The organism is Paeniglutamicibacter cryotolerans (assembly GCF_014190875.1).
Taxonomy (GTDB): Bacteria; Actinomycetota; Actinomycetes; order Actinomycetales; family Micrococcaceae; genus Paeniglutamicibacter; species Paeniglutamicibacter cryotolerans.
The window spans coordinates 1671831-1695612 of sequence record NZ_JACHVS010000001.1 but is presented as its reverse complement, the minus strand read 5'-3'; the positions used below and the strand labels follow the sequence as shown (position 1 = coordinate 1695612).

Sequence of the window (23782 nt, the reverse complement as noted above, 5' to 3'; positions counted from 1 at the left end):
GGCAACACCCGTGCGGCGCGCCCCGGTTCCGATGACACTGTGCGTCGGCGCCGGGGCTCGCGGTTTTTGCGGACACGCGGATTGCCCGTAATGTTGAACCCAGCTTCAAGACTCTTGGCTGCGTAACCACGCAAGGCTCCGACCCGCCAAGGACCAACCCGAACGTTGTTTGCCGGGTGGTTCGGATGACGAAGCGGCCCGTGCGGCAGCCGCCGGCGGGCAAGGACAACCCCGAACGGGATACGCCATGGGCCGCACAGCCAGCCGCCAATACCCAGCCTCCACCACGCAACTATCCGCCGCCCCTGGGCTCCCGATCCCGGGAGCCCAGCGCTTCCCCGGCGACTGGATCGAAGCATGGCTGCGCCTTTGCCCGGATTCCGCCACGGTACATCTGGGCACCTCCGGCATGGATTGGATCCTGCCCGCCGCCGACATCCAGGCCCTGGCCGCCGCGCTGGAGGGCGCTCCGGGCGCAGCGGTGCAGTTCAACCCGGATGCCGGGCTGGTCCTCGTGCCCGGAGCCCACCAGCGCAACGGCAGCTCCTTCTTCCGGCTGGGCCGCTGACCGTCACCGAAGACACGAAAAGGCCGCCAGGTGGCGGAGCAATTGCCCCGCCACCTGGCGGCCCGTCACCGGAACCCGGCTCTAGAGGTCCAGGATCATGCGCAGGCCCTTGCACCGGGACACGCAGATCATCATGGTCTCCCCTGCCTCGCGTTCCTCCTCCGAGAGCAGCGAATCACGGTGGTCGATCTCCCCGGAGACCACCGTGGTCTCACAGGTACCGCAGATGCCCTCGCGGCAGGAGTTCAGCACCGGCACCCCGGCGCCGGCCAGCGCGTCCAGGATGCTGGTGCCCACCGGCACCTGGACCTCGATGCCCTCGGTGGTCTCGACGGTGAACTCGTGGTCCCCGGCAGCCGGTGCCGTGGCGGCGGGATCGGCGACGAAACGCTCGAAGTGGAAACGCTTCTGGTCGTCCCACGCGCTGGTCAGCGAGGAAATGAAGTCCAGCAGCGGGCCCGGGCCGCACACGTAGGTGTGGAAGCCGGCATCCGGGGCCTGCAGCAGGTCCTTCAGCGGGAACAAGCCCGCCTCGTCATCGGCATGCACCTGCACCTTGTCCCCGAACCGCTCCAGCTCGGAAAGGAACGCCATCGAACTCCGGGAGCGGCCCATGTAGACCAGGCGCCACGGGATCCCCGATTCCTGCGCTGCGGCGAGCATCGGCAGGATCGGGGTGATCCCGATGCCGCCGGCCAGGAACAGGTACTCCGGTGCCGGTTTCAGGGTGAAGTTGTTGCGTGGTTCGCGGACCTTGATCCGCGCCCCGGGACGCAGGTCATCGTGCACGTAGGCCGATCCGCCGCGGCCCGCCGCCTCGCGCAGGACGCCCAGGCGCCAGCGTCCGGCGCCGGCCTCGGAGCACAGCGAGTACTGGCGCAGCAGCCCGTTGGGCAGCAGTACGTCGATATGGGAGCCCGGAGCCCAGTCGGGCAGCGGCTTCCCGGCCGGGTGGGCCAGGTGCAGCGAGAGGACGCCGTCGGCTTCGGGGCGGATTTCGGCGACTTCGACCTCGAAGAAGCCGTCATCGGCGATGCCCAGGTCCACCTGTGGTTCGGGAACCACTGTTGTTTCGATTGTTGTGCTCACGAGGCACCTCCTGTGCTGTGGTCATGGTTAGCGGCCGGAACCGCACTGAGTTCCGCTTGTCCGCCCGGTAGCTGTGGCCGAAGCGCATCGATGGCGGCCAGGACAGCATTCGAGGCGTCCCTCACCGAGATGGTCACGCGCACCCCGGAGCCCGGGAAGGCGCGGACCGAGACCCCGTGCGCCACGCAGGAGCTCTCGAGATCCAGGGAGCGGGCGCCGGCAGGAATCCAGAGGAAGTTTCCACCGCTGGGCGGGATGCGCAGTCCCCGGGCCAGCAGCCCGGCCAGCAGGAAATCGCGCTCGGAGACCACCTCTGACACCGATTCGGCAAGGTATTCCGTATCCGCCCAAGCGGCAAGGGCTCCGGCCTCGGCCAGCGAGCTGAGACCGAACGGGGGCGCGACGGCCCTGATGTTCGCTGCGACGCCGGGTCCGGCAAGGAGGTACCCGGCGCGGGCCCCGGCCAGTCCGTAGGCCTTGGAAAACGTCCGCAGGATCACCAGATTCGGGTAGCGTTCCAGCAGCCGTCCCGACTCGGCTTCCGGGCTGCTGAATTCCCGGTAGGCCTCGTCCAACACCACCAGCACGTGACCCGGGACCTTCTCGAGGAACGCCTCGATCTCCCCGGGTTCAAGCACTGTGCCCGTCGGGTTGTTAGGGTTGCACACCAGCACCACGCGGGTGCCGATGGTAATGGCCTCCCCCATCGCCGCCAGGTCGTGGTAGTGCTCGCCATCCAGTGCCACCGGCACCGATTCGGCACCGGCCAGGGCGATCAGAATCGGATACGCCTCATAGCTGCGCCAAGCGTGGATGACCGAGGAACCCGGCGGCGCGTAGGCGCTCAGGATGTGGCCGAGCAGGGCCAGCGATCCACCGCCCACCACGACCTGACCCGCATCCAGGCCCAGGGTGCCGGCTATCGCCTGCGCCAACCGCTCCCCGGTGATGCCCGGGTAGCGGTTGGCGTGGGTTGCGGCATCGGCCATCGCCGCCACTGCCGCGGGAGAGGGCGCAATGCAGGATTCGTTGGAGGATCCCACCCAGCGCACCGCTCCCAAGCCAGCCGCCCGCGAATACCGAGGGAGCGAGGCTACGACAGGGCGGGGCACCGGGCCCGCACCCGTACTGGTATGCATGCTCACTGGTCTACTTCCCTTCGTTGGTTGCTGGTCTGCCGGGTGGTGTCCATGGCGGCTAGGCCAGGACCTTGGAGAGGAAGGCCTGGGTCCGTGCCTCGCGCGGATTCTCCAGCACCTGGGTCGGGGTTCCGGATTCGACCAGCTGCCCGTCGGCCATGAAGTGTACGACGTCTCCGACTTCCTTGGCGAAGCCCATCTCATGGGTCACCACGATCATGGTCATGCCCGAGGCGGCCAGCGAGGTCATCACCTCCAGCACCTCACCCACGAGCTCGGGGTCCAGCGCACTGGTCGGCTCGTCGAAGAGCATCAGCTTGGGTTTGAGCGCCAGCGCGCGGGCAATGGCCACGCGCTGCTGCTGCCCACCGGACAGCTGAGCCGGATAGTGCTTATGCTTGTCGGCCAGGCCAACGCGGTCCAGCAGTTCCATGCCCTCGCGAATGGCCTGCGCCCGGGGTACCCGCTGCACAACGGTGGGGCCCTCGACGACGTTTTCCAGCGCCGTGCGGTGCGGGAAGAGGTTGAACTGCTGGAACACCATGCCCACCGAGGCGCGTTGTTTCGCGGTTTCGTTTTCCTTCAGCTCGTGCAGCTTGTTGCCCGCCCGTCGGTAGCCGATGCGTTCACCGCGAACCCAGAGCTCACCGTCATTGATCTTTTCCAGGTGGTTGATGCAGCGCAGGAAGGTCGACTTCCCGGAGCCCGACGGCCCCAGCAGGCAGGCGACCTGCCCGGTCTGCACCTCGAGCGAGATACCCTTGAGGATTTCCAGATGTCCGAAGGACTTGTGGACATTGCGTGCCCGCAGCATGGGTTCGCTCATTTGGTGGGCTCCAATTCGGTTTCGTTCCGTGCGCCGGTGGGTTCCGTCTCCACGGCCGGCACCTGATTGGCTGCGGCAGGGGCTGACGGCTTCTTTCCCTTGGTCGGGGTGAAGCCGCGTTCGAAGTAACCCTCGACGAAGTACTGGGCGACGGACAGCACGGCGGTGACTGCCAGATACCAGATCGCGGCGACAATCAGCAGCGGGATGGTCTGGAAGTTGCGTGAGTAGATGATCGAAACGCTGGTGAGCAGCTCGGAGTAGCCGATCACGATCACCAACGAGGTGTACTTGAGCATGCCGATGGTCTCGTTGCCGGTCGGCGGGATGATCACGCGCATTGCCTGGGGAAGCACGACCCGGCGCATGGTCTGCAGCCGCGACATGCCAATGGCCTTGGCCGCCTCGGTCTGTCCCGGCGGGATGGCCCGGATGCCCGAGCGCACGATCTCGCCCATGTATGCGCCCTCGTTCAGTGCCAACCCCAGCAGCGCTGCGGTGAACGGGGAGATCACCGAGTTGGTATCGATCGAGAGCAGTTCGGGACCGAAGGGTACGCCGAGGCCAATGGTGGGTACCAGCGCCGCGAGGAAGAACCAGAACAGCAGCTGCACCATCAGCGGGGTACCGCGGAAGAACCAGGAGTAGCCCCAGGCGGCGGTGGATAGGATCGGATTGCTGGAGAGCCGGCATACGGCTACCACGATGCCCAGCAGGATGCCGATGACCATCGAGATCGCCGTCAGCAGCAGGGTCCTGCCCAGACCGGAAATGACCGGAGGGGCAAAGAGGTATTCTCCCACCACGTCCCAGTGGAATCGATCGTTGGTGAACATCGCATAGATGAGCATCCCCAGGAGACCCACCACGACGACTGCCGCTACCCAGCGACCCGTGTACCGGGCCGGGATGACACGCAGTTCAGGTTCTTCGTTTCGGTGCAAGGCGGCGCTCATTCCTTGACGCCGTTAACCGGGAAGCTGTCCATCGCGTGGTCGGCCATGTCGTAGCTGGTCAGGATTTTCTCGTAGCTTCCGTCGGCCTTGATGGCTTCCAGACCCTTCTGGATGGCGCCCATCAGCTGTTCCTGGTCCTTGGGGAAGACGATGCCGAAGGCCAGGTCCTGGTATCGCTCGCCCATGGCCAGTGCGCCCTTGGAGCCGGCGGCAACCACCGAACCGGAGGTGGAGTCCACCAGGAAGGCATCGACGCGGTCGGACTCCAGCGCCAAGACGGCCTGGTTCTGGCCGGCGAAGATCGTGACCTCGATCTTTTCCTTGCCCGCGTCTTCACACTTCTTGGAGGCTGCAGCGGCATCGGCGTCCTCGGTGGTGCCCTTCACGATACCCACGTGCGTACCGCAGAGGTCATCGAGGGTCTTGTAGGTCGAGGCATTCGCGGTGGAGGTCATGATGCCGCCGCCTGCGGAGAAGTAATCGAGGAAGTTCACTACCTTCTGGCGCTCGACCGTGTCGGACATCGCCGACATGGCCATGTCATAGCGGGCCGAGGACAGACCGGGGATGATCGCGTCGAAGGCGATGTTGTCGAACTTCATGGTGACGCCAAGCTGCTTCTCCAGTTCGTCGGCAATTTCCCGGTCGATGCCCACGATGGTGGTGCCGTCCGTGTCGAAGGATTCGAACGGCGGGTATTCGACGTTGCTGGCCACGTTGATGGTCCCGGCCTTCTGGACCTTCTCCGGCAGTTCCTTGAACAGCGGTGCCGTATTTTCGGCAGCCGACGGCTTCTCTGCATCGGCTGCTCCGCCGCAGGCGCTCAGGCTGATCATGGCGGCAACGGCCAGGGCGCCCAGGGCGGTGGAACGGATGGTGCGATTCGTGTTTTTCATGATTCGTACTCCCTATGTGTGCTGTTCTCGGAACTTCTGGGCCTTGATCCCCGACCATCGGCGGCGGGGGGTTGGGATGTGGTGTTCTAGGGCGTCCGGCCAGTGGCGGCCGGACGCCCACGATGCGTAGTGGGATTCAGTGCACCGTTAGCCGGCTAGCACCTGGTTTACCGCCTCGACAACGGCGCCCTCATGAACCAGGTCCAATGCCTTGCGGACCCGCGGGTAGAGCACGACGTCCTGGCTAATGTGGTCGATCGGACGGCCATCTGCCGACTTGCTGCCGCGAACCAAGGCCAGCGCCGCCGTGGCGGCCGGGCTCAGGCGGGCATCGGCCGTGGCCTCAAGGCCCAGACGTAGTTCGAGGGCCTGGGCCGCCATGAGCAGTTCGATGCCGACCACCGATTCGATGTTCGCCACGATCTGCCGGGCGTGCCGTCCGGCGTTGTTCGCCATGGAGACATGGTCTTCCTGGTTGGCGCAGGTGGGGATGGAATCCACCGAGTCCGGGTGAGCCAGGGTCTTGCAGTCCGATACCAATGCGGCAGCCAGGTACTGCGGAAGCATGTAGCCGCAGTCCATTCCGGTCTGCTCCGAGTCGATCAACATGTCCGGCAGCCCGCGGTTCAACGTGCCGTCGTCCAGGCGGAAGAGCCGACGCTCGGTGATCGAGCCGATCTCGGTGACCACGATGGAGATGAAGTCTGCCGCGAAGGCGACGTATTCGGCGTGGAAGTTTCCGCCCGAGACGGCCTTGAGCGAACGGGTGTCCGGCAGCGAGGGGAAGATCAGCGGATTGTCAGTCGCCGCGTTGATCTCGTTCTCCAGGATGCCCGCGGCAAAGGCCAGGGTGTCCTTGATCGGGCCGAAGACCTGCGGGACGCAGCGCAGCGAATAGGCGTCCTGCGGGGGCTGGCGGACCGGATCGGTGGAGGCGTTGCCATCGATCAGGGTTGACCCGGCGAGCAGCTCGCGGATGCGAGCTGCCACCTCGATCTGACCGCGCTGGCCGCGGGCCTGGTGCAGTTCGTCGATGAACGCGTCGCCGAAGCCCATCAGCGCCTCGATGCTCATGGCGGCGGTGATCTGTGCCGTTTCGAGCAGGTTCTGCGCGTCGTAGAGGGCCAGTGCAGCCTGCGCAGCGGAGAAGGAAGTGCCGTTGAGCAGCGCCAGTCCGTCCTTGGCGCCCAGCGGCAGGCGGTCGATGCCCGCTGCTTCCATGGCCTTGATCCCGGAGACGACCTTGCCATCGAGCATTGCCTCGCCGGAGTCCAGCTCGATGTCCTCGCCGGTGTGCGAGCGGGACATCACGATGGCCACGTGGGCCAGCGGGATCAAGTCGCCCGAGGCCCCGAGCGAACCGTATTCGGGAATGGCCGGGCAGACACCGGCGTTGAGCATCTCGACGAGCGTGGTGACGATTTCCGGGCGGATGCCGGAATAGCCCTGGGTCAGCGAGACGACGCGGATGAACATCGTCGCGCGGACGACTTCCTCGTCCACGTAGCGTCCGACACCGGAGGCGTTGGAGAGCACAAGGCGGCGGGACAGCTCGGCGGCGTCGGACGGTTCGGCGAAGGCCCGTCGTCCGGCCAACGAACCGAATCCGGTGTTGATCGAGTAGATCGGGGGCGTTTCCTTGTCCTTGCCCATTGAGTCCACGACGCCCTCAAGCCAGTCCTGGGACGGGCGCATGACGTCGAAGACGGCGTCGTCGATGAGGACCGGGCGGCGGTGGCGGGCAACCTGGATCAGGTCTTCCAGCGTCGCGCGGTGCACGCCGATGGTCACCGGTGCGGTCTCAGGCAATACTGCTGTAGTCATCAAGGGTCTCCCTAGTTGATTTGTTCGGTGTGCTGCTTTGCAGCGAGTCTGTGAGGTTGTTGGCCGCCGCGCGCATGACCTTCAGTGTCGAGGCGATCCAGAGCTTGGATCCGCAGCGGTTTTCCGGGCCGGCAACGTTCAGCGAACAGACCACCTCGCCACGGCTGAAGACGGGGACGGCGATGGACACCGCGCCCTCCTCCAGCTCCCCGCGGGAGAGGACCAGCCCCGAAGCGCGGATCTGCGGGATGCTGGCCAAGATCTGTTCGCGGGTCAGCGTGTGATTGGTGAAGCGGGCCATCGGCCCGGAGAGGACCTGGTGGAGGACTTCCTGCGGCGCCCAGGCGAGAAGCATCCGTTGTCCGGCCCCGGCGTAGAGGGGTAGAAGCTCGTTCACGGCGAAGGTGTATTTCAATGCCTTGTCGGGTTCCTCGCGACGCAGGCACATGGCGTGGTCGCCGACCCGTACGATCATCACCGCGGTCTCGCCGACCCGGTCCACGATCGAACGCAGAACGGCGTTCCCCACCTCCGACAGCAGGGACTGTGCCACCGGCTGGCCGGAGATGTTCAGCAAGGTCCTTCCGGCACGGTAGCGCCCGTCGTCTTCGGCCACGAAATCCTGATCGCGCAGGACCTTGAAGTAGCGGTAGGCAGTGCTAACCGGAATGCCAAGTTTCAGGGCCACATCGTCGACTGTTGTTTCGCCGCTGGACGCTATTTCCGCCAGGATTTTCAGTCCGCGCTCAAAGGACGATGACATCCCCCACTCCCTTCATCTTCCGGTGTGATTCACCGCACATCAGTGGCACTCGATAGATATTCCCCTGTCCGCACTCGGAGGACAATTTCCATTCTCACATAATGAGAATCAAATTAACCTGCAGTCCCGCAGATCGCTAGGTTGTTTTCATTCACCATTACTTTCGGGAGGCATCCATGGAATCAGCGATCGCAGCTTCAACGGTCCCGGTCATTAGCGAAGACCCCTACTCGCCTGAGCATTTGGCCAATCCATACCCGCTGTTCGAGACCATGCGCCAGGCCGGTCCGGTCGTGATGATGCAGGAACACGGGCTGCACGCCGTCACCCGCTTCGAGGAATGCAAGACCGTCCTCGACGATTACCGCACGTTCATCTCCGGAGCCGGAGCCGGCCCCAAGAACCTGCACCACGAACCGGGCTGGCGGGCACAGGGCATCATGGAATCGGATCCGCCCATCCACACCGACATGCGCCAGGCCATCGCCGGCGTCATCTCCCCCCGCGGGGTCCGTTCGCTGCGGACCGGCTTCGAGGCCTACGCCACCGAACTAATCGACTCGCTGTTGGAACGCGGCTCCTTCGATCTCATCAAGGACATGGCCGAGGTCTTCCCGATCCGTGCATTCGGCGACGCCGTCGGCATCCCCCGCGAGGGCCGGGCCGAGCACCTGCACGCCCTGGGTGCCGCGAACTTCTCCACCTTCGGCCCGTACAACGACCTGGCCCGCCAGCACTTCGAAGCCGGCGCCGGGACCAACGACTGGGCAATGGCCAACACGGCCCGCGAAAACCTGACCCCGGGCTCGCTCGGCGCCCAGATCTGGGACAGCGCCGACAACGGTGACATCAGCCCCGACCAGGCGGCCCTGCTGGTGCGCGCCATGCTCTCGGCTGGACTGGACACCACCATCTTCTCCCTCGGAGCCACGCTACTGACCCTGGTCAACCACCCGGAGCAGTACGCCAAGGTCCACGAGAACCCGAAACTGGTGAAGTTCGCCATCGACGAGGCCTTCCGCTTCGAGTCCCCCTTCCAGTCCTTCTACCGCACCACGTCCCAGGACACCGTGCTCAGCGGGATGCAGCTGCCGGCCGACACAAAGGTCGCCGTGTTCGTCGGTTCGGCAAACCGGGACGCCGAGCGCTGGGGCCCCACGGCCGACCAGTACGACATCACCCGGCAGGCCGGTGGACACCTGGCCTTCGGCATGGGCATCCACCAGTGCGTTGGCCAGCCGCTCTCCCGGCTGGAAATGGACGTGCTGCTCACCGAGCTGGCCCGCCGGGTGAAGTCCATAGAGTTGACGGCCGAACCCGAACAGTTCCTGCACACCACCCTGCGCGGCTGGTCCTCGATCCCCGTGACAGTCACCGCCGCATAGGGAGGCCACACCGAGTCATGCAGCAGGGGCCGATCCCTAGTCGGCCCCTGCTGCATTTTCCTGCTCCCGTGGCCGGCCACCGAGTCAACCCCCACAGCAACGCCATGACGATGCGCATTTGTATTTCCAGGACCTCCAGTGCCTGCGCTACCCTCGCCCTACCTGCGGCCATCAGCCCGTAGAGGTAGGCTCCACCGGTGAGCGTGGAATCCGCTCCGGCGGCAAGGTTTGGCACGATGCCGCCGCCACGAGGATGCCCGAGTCCGCTATCACCGGTGCCCGGGGCCCCACGGCTTCCCCGATGGCCGGCAGCTGATGCGGCGGCAACGTCCGCGCTGGCGACGGCGCACATGGTGGAGAGCGAAGCCAGGATCCGGGCCCCGGCAGCGGCATGCCCGCCGGCGGTTTCGCCCTCCGCAGGCATCAGCCGGATCAGCCCGGTGGGGCTAGGCCGACCGGAATCGCGCGGGCCCGGCCGGCAATGGTGGCGGAGGTATCAACCCTCGAGATATCGCGCAGCACCCCGGGCACGAATTCCAGCCCGGTGCATGCTGCAAGGTTCCGGCCTAGGGCATCCTCCTCGAGGGATCCTCCCTCCCGCCCGCCCTACCGGAAGGCCGGGGGCGGGATAAGGGCGCCGGGCGATGGCCCGCAGGTCCCCGATGCCATGTGCACCGGCCAGTCGGGCCCGCTTGGGGCCCCGGTCCATCGACTTGAAGTTCATGAGTCCGCGCGCTTTCGCGCAGGTGTTTCAGGGAACGTTCCGCGGGCGCTTCGGCGTTCGTCGCAGGGCAATGGGGGCAGCATTCCGATTGTCTCGCACCGCGGGCCAGTTCAGGGCTGCGCGCCCTTCGCGTTCCCAAAGTCCGGGAAACGGCATTGCGTGCCTGGCCACCCGGTTAAGAACCGATGGCCGGTGACCCGCAATGCGGGTCACCGGCCATCGGCAGGCTAAGCCTGGACAGAGTCCTTAGAGGGCTGCGAAGACCTCACGCAGGAGCGTAGCGGTCTCGGACGGGGTCTTGCCGACCTTCACGCCAGCGGCCTCGAGCGCTTCCTTCTTGGCCTGTGCCGTACCAGCGGAGCCGGAGACGATGGCGCCGGCGTGGCCCATGGTCTTGCCCTCCGGTGCGGTGAAGCCTGCCACGTAGCCAACGACCGGCTTGGTGACGTGGGCCTTGATGTAATCGGCTGCGCGCTCTTCGGCGTCGCCGCCGATTTCACCGATCATGACGATGGCCTTGGTTTCCGGATCCGCTTCGAACGCAGCCAGGGCGTCGATGTGGGTGGTACCGATGACCGGGTCGCCGCCGATGCCGATGGCGGAGGAGAAGCCCAGATCGCGCAGTTCGTACATCATCTGGTAGGTCAGGGTGCCGGATTTGGAGACCAAGCCGATCGGGCCCTTGGAGGTGATGTTGTTCGGCGTGATGCCGACCAGCGCCTCGCCCGGAGTGATGATGCCGGGGCAGTTCGGGCCGATGATGCGGGTGACCTGGTTGCCGTCGGCGTCGAGCTTGGACTGGGCCAGGGCCCAGAATTCGGCCGAGTCCTGGACCGGAACACCCTCGGTGATGACCACGACGAGGCCGATGCCGGCCTCGATGGCCTCAACGACTGCATCCTTGGTGAATGCCGGCGGAACGAAGACGATCGAGACGTCGGCGCCGGTTTCGGCGATGGACTCTGCAACCGTGCCGAAGACCTTGATCTCCTTGTCGCCGTGCAGGACGGTGGTACCGGCCTTGCGGGCGTTGACGCCACCAACGATGTTGGTGCCGGCCTTGAGCATCAGGGCGGTGTGCTTGGTGCCTTCGCCGCCGGTGATGCCCTGGACGATGACCTTGGAGTCCTTGTTTACGTAAATGCTCATGAGTTCGAGTCCCTTTACTTCGCTGCGTTGGCGAGTTCGGCGGCCTTGTCGGCGCCCTCGTCCATGGTTGCTGCCAGGGTGACCAGCGGGTGGTTGGCCTCGGCCAGGATGCGGCGGCCCTCTTCGACGTTGTTGCCGTCGAGGCGGACGACCAGCGGCTTGTTGGCTGCTGAGCCGAGCTCGGCCAGCGCGCCAACGATGCCCTTGGCAACTGCGTCACAGGCGGTGATTCCGCCGAAGACGTTCACGAAGACGGACTTGACCTGCTCATCGTTGAGGATGACGTCCAGGCCAGCGGCCATGACCTCAGCGGAGGCTCCACCGCCGATGTCCAGGAAGTTGGCGGGCTTCACATTGCCGTGGTTCTCGCCGGCGTAGGCGACGACGTCCAGGGTCGACATGACCAGGCCTGCGCCGTTACCGATGATGCCTACTTCGCCGTCCAGCTTGACGTAGTTCAGGTCCTGAGCCTTGGCCTTGGCCTCCAGCGGATCCGCGGCTTCCTTGTCCTCAAGGTCGGCGTGGTGCGGGTGACGGAACTCGGCGTTCTCGTCGATGGTGACCTTGCCGTCCAGGGCGACGATCTCGCCGGCGCCGGTGCGAACCAGCGGGTTGACCTCGACGAGGGTGGCGTCTTCCTTCTTGAAGACGTCCCACAACTTCAGGATGGCGGAAGCGACCTTTTCGGTCAGCTCCGGCGCGAAGCCTGCTGCTGCAACGATCTCGTCGGCCTTGGCCTGGTCGATGCCGACGGCCGGGTCGACGGAGATGCGGGCAAGTGCCTCGGGGCGCTCGACTGCAAGCTCTTCGATCTCCATGCCGCCTTCAACCGAGCACATGGCCAGGTAGTTGCGGTTTGCGCGGTCCAGCAGCACCGAGAAGTAGAACTCCTCGGCGATGTCGGCGCCCTGGGCGATCATGACCTTGTTCACGGTGTGGCCCTTGATGTCCATACCGAGAATGTTGGATGCGTGCTCGAAGGCCTCGTCGGCGGTCTTGGCGACCTTTACGCCGCCGGCCTTGCCGCGGCCTCCGACCTTTACCTGGGCTTTGACAACCACGACGCCGCCGATTTTCTCGGCTGCTGCCTTGGCTTCTTCAGGTGTGTACGCAACGATGCCGGCCAGCACGGGTACACCGTGCGACTCAAACAGATCGCGCGCCTGGTATTCATACAGGTCCACGGGCTTGTGTCCTTCTACGTCGAAGTCGTTTCGGGCTTGGAGGTACCGGTTTATTCGACCGGAGCACCCAAGGGAACTCTAGCCCCGGAGGGCTAGACGCCTTGATCAGGGTATCCCTTCGAACCCGAACAGCACAGTTCTACGGGGCGTAGAGAAAATGCCCGGCGAGTACCATTGGGCGCTCACCGGCTAGTCGACCTTTGTCAGCGGCGCATAGCGCAGCAGCAGGCGCTTCTCCGAATCCGGGAATTTCACCTTGGCCACCTGCTTGTCACCGACGCCCTCCATGGCCAGCACGACGCCCTGCCCGAAGCTTGCGTGGGTGACCTTGTCCCCCACCGAAAGGGCGATAATCTCCTTATTCGGCTGCACCCGGGAGCGGGCGACCGGGGCTGTGCTCAGCGCGTTGGTTTCGGGGTCTCCGGCCCGACGCGAGGGACCCGCCGCACGGGCGCCAGAAGCGGCGCTTCCCGCTCCCCAGTAGGAACCCGAATCGTAGCGGGCCGATCCGAACCGGTCAGATCCGAAGGACTGGACCGGGGCGCGGGAGCTGCCCTCGCGCTTCCAATCGATCAGCTCCGCCGGGATTTCCTCCAGGAATTGGCTGGCCGGATTGTATTGGGCCTGGCCCCACATGCTGCGGTATTCTGCCCGGCTCAAGTAGAGCCGGCGGCGGGCACGGGTGAGCCCCACGTATGCCAGCCGGCGCTCCTCGGCCAGCTCCTTCGGATCGGTCAGCGACCGCTGGTGCGGGAAGATCCCATGCTCCATTCCCGTGAGGAACACCACAGGAAATTCCAGCCCCTTGGCCGTGTGGAGCGTCATCAAGGTGACCATTCCCTCCCGTTTGGCCATCGCGGCGCCTTCGTCGTCCTCGGGCGCCTCGGGAATCGAATCGGCGTCGGCGACCAGCGCCACGCGTTCAAGGAAGTCCTGCAGCGTGCCCTCGGGCTGCTCGATCTCAAAATCCCTGACCACCGCGACGAGTTCGGCGAGGTTCTCCACGCGGGACTCGTCCTGCGGGTCATCGGACTTGCGCAGCACCTCCAGGTAGCCGGTCTGCTCAAGCACCGCCTCGAGCGCGGCAGCGGGACCCGACCCCTCCGCCACCACCGCCAGGTCGTCGATGATCTTCACGAAGGAATCGATCATCTTAATCCCGCGGGTACCCAGGCCGGGGGCGTCTTCGGCCCGGCGCAGGGCAGCCATGAACGACGTCCGATCGCGTTCGGCCAGCGCCGCGACGGCGAATTCGGCCCGGTCACCGATCCCGCGCTTGGGTTCGTTCAGGATGCGGCGAACATTGATGTCATCGTCCGGGTTCACTAGGGCGCGCAGGTAGGCCAGCGCGTCCTTGACCTCCTTGCGGTCGTAGAACCGGGTTCCGCCGACCACCTTGTACTTCAGGTCCACGCGCATCAGCTGCTCTTCCAGCGACCGGGACTGGGCATTCGTCCGGTAGAAGATCGCCACGTCGCCGGGGAGCACGTCCTCCTCGTCGTTCAGCCGCAGGATCTCCTCTGCGATCCACCGGGCCTCGTCCTGCTCGGATTCAGCGACATAGCCCACGATCTGTTCGCCGTCGCCCTCGGCCGTCCACAGCTTCTTGTCCGGACGGTCCGGGTTGCGCGCGATCACCGTGTTGGCCGCGGTCAGGATGGTCTGGGTAGAACGGTAGTTCTGCTCCAGTTTGATCGTTTCGGCGTCGGGGTAGTCCTTGCCGAATTCGACGATGTTGCGGATATCGGCGCCGCGGAACGCGTAGATCGACTGGTCGGAGTCGCCGACCACGGTCAGCTCCCCTCCGGGGGTGGGCCCGTCGGGGCCGGTGAGCTCGCGGACCAGCGAGTACTGGGCATGGTTGGTGTCCTGGTATTCGTCGACCAGCACGTGCCTGAAGCGCCGCCGGTAGTTGTCAGCTATCCCCGGGAACGCGCGGAAGATGTTGACCACCTGGCCGATCAGGTCATCGAAGTCCATGGCGTTGGCCTGACGCAGGCGTTGGGTGTAGCCGCGGTAGACGGCGGCGACCGCCGAGGCGAACGGGTCGCCCTCGGTGACCGAGGACGCGTATTCCTCGTCATCGATCAGCTCGTTCTTCAGTGCGGAGATCTTGTGCGCCATGACCTTGGGGTTGAACTTCTTCGGGTCCAGTTCCAGGCCCTTGGCCACCATCGTGATCAGGCGCAGCGAATCAGCCGAATCGTAAATGGAGAAGCTGGACTTCAACCCCACCGAGCCTGCCTCGCGGCGCAGGATCTTTACGCAGGAGGAGTGGAAGGTGGAGATCCACATCTTGTCCGCCACGTCCCCGACTAGGGCCCCGATGCGCTCACGCATCTCGGCGGCCGCCTTGTTGGTGAAGGTGATGGCCAGGATCTCGTGTGGCCTGGCCCGGCCGGTGGCCAGCAGGTAGGCGATCCGGTGCGAGAGCACACGGGTCTTCCCCGAGCCGGCACCGGCGACGATCAGCAGCGGCGAACCGGCATGTTTGACGGCCTCCTCCTGCTGCGGGTTCATTCCCTGGAGCAGGGCAGCCGCATCGGGCAGGGAGGGGCGGACGGGGGTGGGCGCGAAGTCATCGAAAAGGAAATCCATGATGCCTTCCAGTCTACGGTTCGACACCGCCCCGATGCCCCGGGCCAAGGCCTGAACCGGCATAATAGCCCTATGTCCAAGCCTCGCAATAAGAAGAACACCGCCCGCCCCGCCCTCAGGGCGGCACCGGCTCCCGTGGTAAACCAGTCGACGCAACGAACCCCCGAACAGGCCCGGGGCAACGGCAACGTCATCGTGCTTGCAGCCGTTGGCGCAACGATCCTCCTCTTTTGGTACTTCCACCTGCTGGTGCTGAACCAAATGTCGGATCTTTCCGGAGGCCTGGCCATGCCCGACCAGATGATGGGCGGCTACTCGGTCGCCGACATCGAGGCGCTGCGGGCAGCTATGAATTCCGACGCCATCGGCCAACTCAACTACGTGCACAAGACCGCTGGCATGCTCTTCCCGCTGTTCCTGGCGCTGACCACCATGCTCGTGGTGAATCTGCATACGGTCCGCGGTCCGGTGCGGTGGGTGCTGTGGGCCGTCCCGATGCTCTTCGCGATCGTCGACCTGTGGGAAAACGCCGCCATCGACGCCCTGTTCAACGGACCGCTGGATCCCGGTGCCGTCTCGCTGGCCTCGACCCTGACCACCATCAGCTGGGTGCTGCTCTTCGCTACCGCCGCCGTGCTTGTCGGGGTGCTGATCGCCTCGTTCATCACCACGTTCAAGGCCAAGTGGTCCGAAGCCGGGCTGAGCTAGCCGGAGGTCCTCCCGCCGTCGGATTCGACGTCTGCGGCAGGTGAATTCCGTTCAGCGGCCGCGATGAGGTTAGGATAATGTGTGTCCGCCACGGCGGGCAGGCCCCTGTAGCTCAGTCGGATAGAGCGACTCTCTCCTAAAGAGTAGGCCATCGGTTCGATTCCGGTCAGGGGCACCATCAGCCGGGAAGGCCCGTCCTTCCGGACGGGCCTTCCCGGCTTTTTCATGTCTCGTTTGCGTCCCATGGATTCCGGGCAATAAAATGCCGTCGACCGGTGATATCAAGAGACGACTCCCATCACATCTCGATCACCGGTCGACGGCTACGTGAGCGGTTCCCCAGCAGCCGAACCGCCGTTCCCCCACCGTTTGGTCTAGCGGCATTTGAGACAGACACGCGTAGAACGGTGGGCGGCTCGGTTACCACCTACCCATGGCACCCATGCTAAATCCATTCGACTGAGAATGTCAACGCTTGTCAGGGGATGATGGAATCCCCGCAGGCATGCCCCGGACATGGCGATGCCCCGGCTCCCGAAACAGCGGGCCGGGGCATCGTGGAATCCGTGGATCAGCGCAGGAGCAGCGCGCTGGCCTTCGGGGAGAACATGGCGTCCATGATCGCGCAGGCGCCACCGATGGCCCCCACCTCGAAGCCGAGGCGGGAAGAGAGCACCTCGATGCCGTGGACGTCCTTGGGGGTGAAGCGCTCGTTGATCACCAGCGCAGCCTGCTCCAGGCAGTAGCCTCCGATGTCGGCCCAGAGTGGGCCACCGAGGATAACCGTATCGACGTCCAAGGCGTTGCAGAGCTGGCCCGCAACCTGGGCGACCTGCTCGGAGGACCCGCGCAGGACACCCTGGGCTGCTTCGTTTCCGGCGGCGGCCATCTCGACGAGCTGGTTCATGCCCGTCGCGCGTTCCTCGACAGTGCCCTCGTCGGGTACATCCAGGGCGATGCCCACGGCACGGGCCTGGGCGGCCACCATCGGAAAGGACGTTGCCGCTGCGAGGCAGTCGCGGCGGCCGCATTCGCAGTCGCGGGAGTCCTGGCCGGTCGAGTAGTGCCCGACCTCGCCGGCGTTGTTGCTGACGCCCCGCACGACCTCTCCGTTGAGCACGATGCCGGCACCGATGCCAGCGCCCATGTACATGAAGATGAAGTTGTCGCGGCCCTGCCCGGTACCCTTCCAGGTTTCGGCGATGGCCGCGGCAATGGTGTCCTTTTCCAGGACGACCGGCAGGTCAAGCGCCCGGTGCAGCGGCTCGACGATGTCCACCTCGTTCCATCCGTCAAGCAGCGGCGGACCGGTAATGAAGCCCTTTTCGGGATTCAGCGGTCCGGGTGCCGCAACTCCGACGCCCACGACATTGGACCGCGGGTGGCCGGATTCGGTGATCATCTCGTTGACGGCGGCGGCCATCGTCTCGAGTGTCTTTTCGGGAACCTCGACCGCCGGGATTTCCAAGCGCCTGGACAGCAGGACCTCGCCGCGCAGGTTGAGCATCACCAGTGAAATCAGTCCGGGATCCAGGTGGATACCGATGCTGACCATGCGGTTTGTTTCGAGTTCGAGCACGGTTCGCGGCTTCCCGGGGCCGGATACCACGGTCCGGTCCTCGCGGACCAGGCCTTCGTCGAGGAGCCGACGCACGACATTAGAGATGGTTTGCGGGGAAAGCCCCGTGGATCCGGCAAGCTCGACGCGGCTGACCCCATCAACCGCCCTGCGAATCGATTCGAAGATCACGGCTTGGTTGAAGTCGCCAAGTCGGCCTAGGTTGGTGCCCCGCTGCATCAATGCTCCAGTTGTCGTTTTGAATAGGTCCCCCAAGGGACGCGCGCCGTTGACAACGAAGACACGTCCGTTCAGCATTCTGGCACGACCGCTTACCGATTCAGCCGAAATATTGCCGTGTCGCTCCAACTCCTACCCCGCATCGGCGCGCTTTCACAGTTTATTACACGGCACTGGAACCCCCTAGGATGGGGGCCATGCCCACGATCCTCACCATTGCCGCCGTCCGCTTGCTCGATCCGAACGGGCACATCCTGCTGGTCCGCAAGCGCGGTACCGACAAATTCATGCAGCCCGGCGGGAAGCTGGAACCCGGAGAGGCCCCCTTGATGGCGGCCATCCGCGAGGTCGCGGAGGAAACCGGCATCCGGCTCGCCCCGGCGCAGCTCGAATTCCTGGGCCGGTGGCGCGGTCCGGCGGCCAACGAGGCGGACACCCTCATCGAGGCCCACTTGTTCGCCGCCACCACGGCCGAGCCGGCCATCATCGCCGCTGAAATCGAGGAAATGATCTGGATCGACCCGGCCGAGGCGTTGCTGCGTCCGGACCTCGCCCCGCTGCTGAGCAACGAGATCCTCCCGGGGCTGCTCCGCGCCTAGCCCGGGGCTACTGCGCGAACTGCGTCTCGTGCAGTTCGCTATATCGCCCTCCAACGGCCAGCAGTTCGGCGTGGGTTCCGCGTTCGAGGATCCGCCCGTCCTCGATGACCAGGATCTGGTCCGCGGAGCGGATGGTGGAGAGCCTGTGGGCGATCACCACGGCGGTGCGCCCCTCCAGGGCATGCGCCAGGGCCTCCTGCACGGCCGCCTCGTTGGTTGAGTCCAGCGCAGCCGTCGCCTCATCGAGGATGACCACCTGCGGGGCCGCCAGCAGCAGCCGGGCAATGGTCATGCGTTGGCGTTCCCCGCCCGAGAGCCGGTAGCCGCGCTCCCCCACCATGGTGTCCAGCCCGTCGGGCAGCGCCTGCATGGTCGATTCCAGCCGGGCCCTGCGCAACGCGTCCCAGAGCTCTTCCTCGGTTGCCTCAGGGGCGGCCAGGAGCAGGTTGGCACGGATCGTTTCGTGGAAGAGGTGCCCGTCCTGGGTCACCATCGAGACGGTGCGGCGCAACGAGGAGAGTGAAAGTTGCCGGATGTCGGTCCCCGAGAGCTCCACGGCCCCGGAATCCACGTCGTAAAGCCGTGCCATCAGTTGGGCGATGGTGGACTTTCCGGCACCTGAGGAACCGACCAGGGCCACCGTCTGCCCGGCGGGCACCAGGAAGTCGATTCCATGCAGGACCTGCTCCCCGCCGCGGGTATCCAGCGTGGCCACATCCTCCAACGATGCCAGCGAGACCTTGTCGGCGCTCGGATAGGCGAAGTCCACGTTCCTGAAGCGCACATCGACAGCCGCTGTCTTGGGCAGCGCCGTGGCGTCGGGGGCGTCGGTAATCAACGGCTTCAGGTCAAGGATCTCAAAGACCCGGTCAAAGCTCACCAGTGCGCTCATGATTTCCACCCGGGCATTGGCCAGGGCCGTCAACGGCGCATAAAGCTGGGTCAGCAGCAGGACCAGGGTCACCACGTCGCCGGCCGCCAACTCCCCGCGCAACGCATACACACCGCCCAACCCGTAGACCAGGGCCAGCGCCAGCGCGGCAACCAAGGTGAGCATCGTAACGAAGAAGAACTGGCGCAGTGCCATCTTCACCCCGATGTCCCGCACCCGCGCTGCACGCAGTGCAAACTCGTGCGATTCGGAGGCCGGGCGGCCGAAGAGCTTGATCAGCGTGGCCCCGGGGGCGGAAAAGCGTTCGGTCATCTGGGTGCCCATGGCTGCATTGTGGTCGGCCGATTCGCGGCGCAGCAGGGCCAGCGTCTTGCCGAAGCGGCGGGCCGGGAGCAGGAAGATCGGCAGCATCACAAGCGCCAGCACGGTGACCTGCCAAGAAGTCGTCAGCATGACCCCTGCAGTGAGCACCAGGGCCACCACGTTGGAGACCAGCGAGGACAGCGTGCCGGAAAACGCCGACTGGGCACCGATCACGTCGTTGTTCAACCGGGAGACCAGCGCACCGGTGCGGGTCCGGGTGAAGAACGCAATCGGCATCTTCTGCACGTGGTCGAACACCGCGGTGCGCAGGTCGTAGATGATCCCCTCACCCAGCCGGGAGGAGATCCAGCGCACGAGCAGCCCGATCCCGGCGTTGGCGATCGCCACCGCCGCGATGAGCACGGCCAGCCTGACCACCACCCCGCTTCCCTGGTTGCCTACGATGGCATCCACGACCTTGCCGGCCAGCACCGGTGTGGCCACGGCCAACACTGCGGAGACGACTGAGAAGGAGACAAACCAGATCAACTGCTTCTTGTAGCGGGCCGCGAACGCCACCACCCGCCTGAACGTATCGGGGGCGAAGGCTCTTTGCTCCTTGGCCCCGGACATCCGCCATAGCGAATTCCAGGCCACATTTTCCATGCTCATGAGGTGTTCTTGCCGTCCTGCAGTGGTGCCGGTCGCGTGCCCCGGGGTTCCGTTGACACGCCAGTGACCGATCTTAGTCCGCGGGGGCTGGCCCCACTCCCGGCATAACGCTTTCGCGCCCCGCATTCTTCCCCTCACCGGCGACCGGAACCTTTTCATCGGCCACGTCACGGGCCGGCATCGGCCTCGGGGCCCGCGGGCCGACGGTGGCAAGGAATATTGCACCGAGCACTATCCCGATGCCGATGATCGTCTGGACATAGATGTGGCTGCCGGCGGACGGCAGCAACACATCCAGGAGCAACGAGCCGATCAGCTGTCCGGCAATCATGCCCAACCCGGTGAGAAGGATGCCGATGCGCCGGGCCAACATGGCGGAGACAATCAGGTTACCGGCGCCCAACGCCCCGGCAAGGTAGAGCCAGGGTTCGGTCGGAAGCTCGGCCAGGTTCCCGCCGAAGGCCAGTTTGCCCAGCCAGATGAGCAACATCAGCGAGCCTCCGATGACATAGTTCAGCATCGTCCCGGGGAATGGCGAGCTCACGTGGGCCGCAACCTTCCCGTTGAACCCGTGCTGCAGGCTCATGATGATCCCGGCGAGGAAAATGAAGGCCATCGGGATGATCAACGATCCCGGGTCCTTCACCCCCGACAGGCGTGGCGCCACCGCCACGAGTACTCCCGCAACGGCAAGAAGCACGCCCAAGGCCCGCGCGGGCGTTATCCGCCGCCTTCCCCCGGGCCCCAGCCCGAAACGGTCGACCATGAGCCCGCTGAGCGTCTGTCCGAACACCACGACCACCGTGTAGACGGCCACCCCGACGATAGGCGACGCGGCGCTCATCACCACCACGAACGCGGCGCCCAGGATGCCGGCCAGGTGGTTCCACCACGCGATGGCCCCGCTGCGGGTATCGCGCAGCACCTGGCGCAGGGCCGAGCGCCCGCGACGGGTGCCCAGGGTCATGAGCAGCATCATCGACAGGGACACCGCTGCAGCCAGTAGCGCGGCAAGCAACGGGTCCCGGACCCGGGCCCCCAGCTCCCCGTTGATGCGGGCCTGCACCGGCAAGACGTGTCCGGCAACGACGGCCATCAGGGTGCCAAGGATCATGGCGGTGCGGGTGATGGGCTTGGCAGACAAGGTGGTCTTGCGCTCCTTCGGGAACGATGCGAGCGGGGGAAATCAATGAACCAGCCTAGGCACGATTCGCCTGCCTCCCGGGGCCTTATCCCATTCAACGGGACAACCCCGGCTGGCTGGTGCCCCAAACACCGGAACCCCGCGCCGCTGTCGCGGCGCGGGGTTCCGGTGCGGGCCGGAAGGGCCCGGCAATGCCGTTCGGTCGGCTACTTGCGGACGGCGTCCTCGTCGAAGGTCGCCGAGGCCTCGCGGGTGTGCTCGACGAAGCGCACCATCATGGCCTTGAAGCCCGGGGTGTTCGATTCACGGGCCACCAGCTCGCGGTGCACCAGCCCGTTGGCCTCCGGGAAGTACGCGGCGGCGCAGCCGCGGGCCGTCGGGTAGGAAACCAGACGGAACTTGTTCGCCCGGCGCTCGGAGCCACCGAAGGTGGAGATGACGTCGACCATGTCGCGGTCCTTGAAGCCCAGCTCGATCAGGTCCTCGGGGTGCACCAGTACCACCCGACGCCCGTTCTTGATGCCGCGGTAGCGGTCATCGAGCCCGTAGAAGGTGGTGTTGTACTGGTCGTGGCTGCGCATGGTCTGCAGCACCAGGTGCCCCTCGGGCGGGGACAGGAACTCCAACGGGGCTACGGTGAAACGAGCCTTGCCGATGTCGGTGGCGAAGGTGCGGGTATCGCGCGGCGGGTTGGGCAGCACGAAACCGTTACGCCCGCGGACCCGGGCGTTGAAGTCCTCGAAGCCCGGCAGCACGCGGGAGATGTGGTCGCGGATCACGTCGTAGTCCTCGGCCATCGCCTTCCAGTCGATGACGTGGTCCTCACCGAGGATGGCCTGGGCCATGCGCGCCACGATGACCGGTTCGGCCAACAGGTGCTCGGAGACCGGTGTCAGCCGGCCCTGGGTGGAATGCACGACGGACATGGAGTCCTCCACCGAGAGGAACTGGGGCCCGCCGGGGTGCTTGTCATCGCGGTCGGTACGCCCGAGCGTGGGCAGGATCAGCGAGGTCTTGCCGTGCACCACGTGCGAGCGGTTGGGCTTGGTAGAGATGTGCACGGTCAGCCCGGCGCGCTGCATCCCGGCCTCGAGCCGTTCGGTCTCCGAGTTCGCCAAGGCGAAGTTGCCACCCATGGAGACGAACACGTCGATCTCGTCCTTCTCGAAGGCATGCAGCGCCTCGGTCGAATCATAGCCGTGCTCACGCGGGGAGGAGATTCCGAATTCCGCATCCAGCGCGGCCAGCAGGTTCTCGCCGGGCTTCTCCCAGATGCCCATCGTGCGGTCGCCCTGCACGTTGGAGTGGCCGCGGACCGGGCAGGCGCCGGCGCCGGGCTTACCGAAGTTGCCCTGGAGCAGCAGCACGTTGATGACTTCGCGCAGCGTGTCCACCGAGTGCGGCTGCTGGGTCAGGCCCAGCGCCCAGCAGATGATCGTCGCCTTGGAAGCGGCGAGCATGTCGGCGACCTTGGTGATCTCGGCGCGGGTCAGACCCGTCGCAATTTCCGTGGTCTCCCAGTCGAGCTCCTCGCGGGCCTGTGCGTAGGCGGCGTAGCCGTCGGTCTGGGCCTCGATGAACGACTTGTCGACGATGGTGCCCGGGTTCCGCAGTTCCTCCTGCAGCAGCAGGTGGCCCAGCGCCTGGAACAGGGCCAGATCGCCGCCGACCTTGATCTGCAGGAACTCGTCGGAAATGACATCGCCCTTGCCGATCACGCCGTTGACCGACTGCGGGTCCTTGAAGTTCATCAGCCCAGCCTCGGGCAACGGGTTCACCGCAATGACCTTCGCGCCCTTGTGGCGGGCCTCGGCCAGTGCGGAGAGCATGCGCGGGTGGTTGGTACCGGGGTTCTGTCCGACGACCATGATCACCTGGGCCGAATCGAAGTCCTGCAGCGAGACGGTGCCCTTGCCGATGCCGATGGTGGGGTTCAACGCCGAACCGGAGGATTCATGGCACATGTTCGAGCAGTCCGGCAGATTGTTCGTACCCAACGAACGGGCCAGCAGCCCGTACATGAACGCCGTCTCGTTGGCGGTGCGCCCGGAGGTGTAGAACACGGTGCGTTCCGGCGTCGTCGCCTTCACGTGCTCTCCGATGGTGGCGAACGCCTCGGACCAGGTGATGGGCGTGTAGTGGGTCTCGCCCTCGCGGATGATCATCGGCTCGGAGATCCGGCCCTGGTTGCCCATCCAGTATTCGGTCTTCCCGCGCAGCTCGGAGATCGGGTGTGCCGCCCACCAGGCAGGGGTGACAATTCGAGTGGTCGATTCCTCGGCGATGGCCTTGGCGCCGTTCTCGCAGAATTCGGCCGGCTTGCGGGCCCCGGTGATCGATTCGGGCCAGGCACAACCCGGGCAGTCGAAGCCGCCGCGCTGGTTCACGCGCAGCATCGAGCGCACGGTGCGAGTGACACCGGCCTGGGCGTAGCCGCGCTTCAGCGAGACCATTACCGCCTCGACACCTGCGGCGGTGGATTTAGGATCCCCCACCACTAGGTTGTCTTCGTTAATATCCGAGACGGGTGCCGAGCGAATCATGAGTCCTCCGTTTAAGCTCCGC

General features: G+C 65.5%; 19 protein-coding genes, 1 tRNA gene, 1 pseudogene and 1 riboswitch. Of the genes and pseudogenes, 5 read left to right on the top strand and 16 right to left on the bottom strand.

From position 1 onward, the window contains the following. Positions 1 to 103 precede the first annotated feature (103 nt). A riboswitch (SAM riboswitch) is annotated at positions 104 to 232 on the top strand. A gap of 15 nt (positions 233 to 247) precedes the next feature. Then, the gene (locus E9229_RS07990; RefSeq protein ID WP_183510702.1) at positions 248 to 568 is read left to right on the top strand and encodes a hypothetical protein; all 321 of its coding nucleotides are present in this window, start codon (positions 248 to 250) and stop codon (positions 566 to 568) included. Between the two features lie 81 nt (positions 569 to 649). Here E9229_RS07990 and E9229_RS07985 read toward each other — a convergent pair whose 3' ends face one another. From E9229_RS07985 to E9229_RS07955, 7 genes are all read right to left on the bottom strand, one after another. Next, positions 650 to 1657, bottom strand: coding sequence for a PDR/VanB family oxidoreductase (locus E9229_RS07985; protein ID WP_312855632.1), 1008 nt, complete (start codon positions 1655 to 1657; stop codon positions 650 to 652). Then, entirely contained in the window at positions 1654 to 2700 is a 1047-nt protein-coding gene (locus tag E9229_RS07980; RefSeq protein WP_221184407.1) for an aminotransferase class I/II-fold pyridoxal phosphate-dependent enzyme, read from the bottom strand. Before E9229_RS07980 ends, E9229_RS07985 begins: the two co-directional genes overlap by 4 nt. Positions 2701 to 2854: 154 nt before the next feature. After that, positions 2855 to 3622 carry an amino acid ABC transporter ATP-binding protein gene (locus tag E9229_RS07975; protein WP_281369485.1) on the bottom strand — a complete coding sequence of 256 codons (768 nt, stop codon included), beginning with the start codon at positions 3620 to 3622 and terminating at the stop codon, positions 2855 to 2857. After that, a complete protein-coding gene (locus E9229_RS07970) occupies positions 3619 to 4566 on the bottom strand; it encodes an amino acid ABC transporter permease (protein ID WP_221184406.1) in 948 nt (315 codons plus the stop codon). The genes E9229_RS07975 and E9229_RS07970 overlap by 4 nt, the downstream gene beginning before the upstream one ends. A gap of 8 nt (positions 4567 to 4574) precedes the next feature. Continuing rightward, on the bottom strand, positions 4575 to 5474 hold the full coding sequence (locus tag E9229_RS07965; RefSeq protein ID WP_183510700.1) for an ABC transporter substrate-binding protein: 900 nt from the start codon (positions 5472 to 5474) through the stop codon (positions 4575 to 4577). 147 nt (positions 5475 to 5621) lie between these two features. After that, positions 5622 to 7298 (bottom strand): HAL/PAL/TAL family ammonia-lyase, encoded by a 1677-nt coding sequence (locus E9229_RS07960; RefSeq protein ID WP_183510699.1) that lies wholly within the window; start codon positions 7296 to 7298, stop codon positions 5622 to 5624. Beyond that, the gene (locus E9229_RS07955) at positions 7276 to 8061 is read right to left on the bottom strand and encodes an IclR family transcriptional regulator (protein WP_183510698.1); all 786 of its coding nucleotides are present in this window, start codon (positions 8059 to 8061) and stop codon (positions 7276 to 7278) included. Before E9229_RS07955 ends, E9229_RS07960 begins: the two co-directional genes overlap by 23 nt. 176 nt (positions 8062 to 8237) lie before the next feature. Here E9229_RS07955 and E9229_RS07950 point away from each other — a divergent pair, with 176 nt between their 5' ends. Further along, on the top strand, positions 8238 to 9446 hold the full coding sequence (locus tag E9229_RS07950) for a cytochrome P450 (protein ID WP_183510697.1): 1209 nt from the start codon (positions 8238 to 8240) through the stop codon (positions 9444 to 9446). Here the strand turns inward: E9229_RS07950 and E9229_RS20045 are convergent. The 5 genes and pseudogenes from E9229_RS20045 to pcrA all read right to left on the bottom strand — a co-directional run bounded on the left by E9229_RS20045 (position 9433) and on the right by pcrA (position 15101). After that, positions 9433 to 9798 (bottom strand): alpha-hydroxy-acid oxidizing protein, encoded by a 366-nt coding sequence (locus E9229_RS20045; RefSeq protein WP_407671359.1) that lies wholly within the window; start codon positions 9796 to 9798, stop codon positions 9433 to 9435. The two genes, E9229_RS07950 and E9229_RS20045, sit on opposite strands and share 14 nt — an antisense overlap. Before the next feature lie 80 nt (positions 9799 to 9878). Further along, a pseudogene (locus E9229_RS20040) lies at positions 9879 to 10031 on the bottom strand (alpha-hydroxy-acid oxidizing protein); the annotation flags it as partial. Between the two features lie 385 nt (positions 10032 to 10416). Then, the gene (gene sucD, locus E9229_RS07935) at positions 10417 to 11319 is read right to left on the bottom strand and encodes a succinate--CoA ligase subunit alpha (protein WP_183510696.1); all 903 of its coding nucleotides are present in this window, start codon (positions 11317 to 11319) and stop codon (positions 10417 to 10419) included. A gap of 14 nt (positions 11320 to 11333) precedes the next feature. Next, positions 11334 to 12503: an ADP-forming succinate--CoA ligase subunit beta gene (gene sucC, locus E9229_RS07930; RefSeq protein WP_183510695.1), complete on the bottom strand. Its 1170-nt coding sequence runs from the start codon at positions 12501 to 12503 to the stop codon at positions 11334 to 11336. A gap of 189 nt (positions 12504 to 12692) precedes the next feature. Next, complete coding sequence (gene pcrA / locus E9229_RS07925) at positions 12693 to 15101, bottom strand: DNA helicase PcrA (protein WP_183510693.1); 2409 nt, start codon at positions 15099 to 15101, stop codon at positions 12693 to 12695. 72 nt (positions 15102 to 15173) lie between these two features. On the opposite strand from pcrA, the gene E9229_RS07920 reads away from it, so the two are divergent. Together E9229_RS07920 and E9229_RS07915 are read left to right on the top strand one after the other, a co-directional pair. Continuing rightward, positions 15174 to 15809, top strand: coding sequence for a hypothetical protein (locus tag E9229_RS07920; RefSeq protein ID WP_183510692.1), 636 nt, complete (start codon positions 15174 to 15176; stop codon positions 15807 to 15809). 101 nt (positions 15810 to 15910) lie between these two features. Then, positions 15911 to 15987: transfer RNA gene (locus E9229_RS07915), tRNA-Arg, on the top strand. Positions 15988 to 16380: 393 nt separating this feature from the next. On the opposite strand, the gene E9229_RS07910 is transcribed toward E9229_RS07915, so the two are convergent. Then, positions 16381 to 17607 (bottom strand): ROK family transcriptional regulator, encoded by a 1227-nt coding sequence (locus E9229_RS07910; RefSeq protein WP_183510691.1) that lies wholly within the window; start codon positions 17605 to 17607, stop codon positions 16381 to 16383. A 197-nt stretch (positions 17608 to 17804) separates the two neighbouring features. Between E9229_RS07910 and E9229_RS07905 the strand changes: the two genes are divergently transcribed. Then, positions 17805 to 18206 (top strand): NUDIX hydrolase, encoded by a 402-nt coding sequence (locus E9229_RS07905; protein WP_183510690.1) that lies wholly within the window; start codon positions 17805 to 17807, stop codon positions 18204 to 18206. 7 nt (positions 18207 to 18213) lie between these two features. On the opposite strand, the gene E9229_RS07900 is transcribed toward E9229_RS07905, so the two are convergent. The 3 genes from E9229_RS07900 to E9229_RS07890 form a co-directional block, all read right to left on the bottom strand. Then, entirely contained in the window at positions 18214 to 20073 is a 1860-nt protein-coding gene (locus E9229_RS07900) for an ABC transporter ATP-binding protein (protein WP_183510689.1), read from the bottom strand. A 73-nt stretch (positions 20074 to 20146) separates the two neighbouring features. After that, positions 20147 to 21217: a DMT family transporter gene (locus E9229_RS07895; RefSeq protein WP_183510688.1), complete on the bottom strand. Its 1071-nt coding sequence runs from the start codon at positions 21215 to 21217 to the stop codon at positions 20147 to 20149. Between the two features lie 206 nt (positions 21218 to 21423). Continuing rightward, a complete protein-coding gene (locus E9229_RS07890; protein WP_183510687.1) occupies positions 21424 to 23760 on the bottom strand; it encodes an FdhF/YdeP family oxidoreductase in 2337 nt (778 codons plus the stop codon). Positions 23761 to 23782 lie beyond the last annotated feature (22 nt).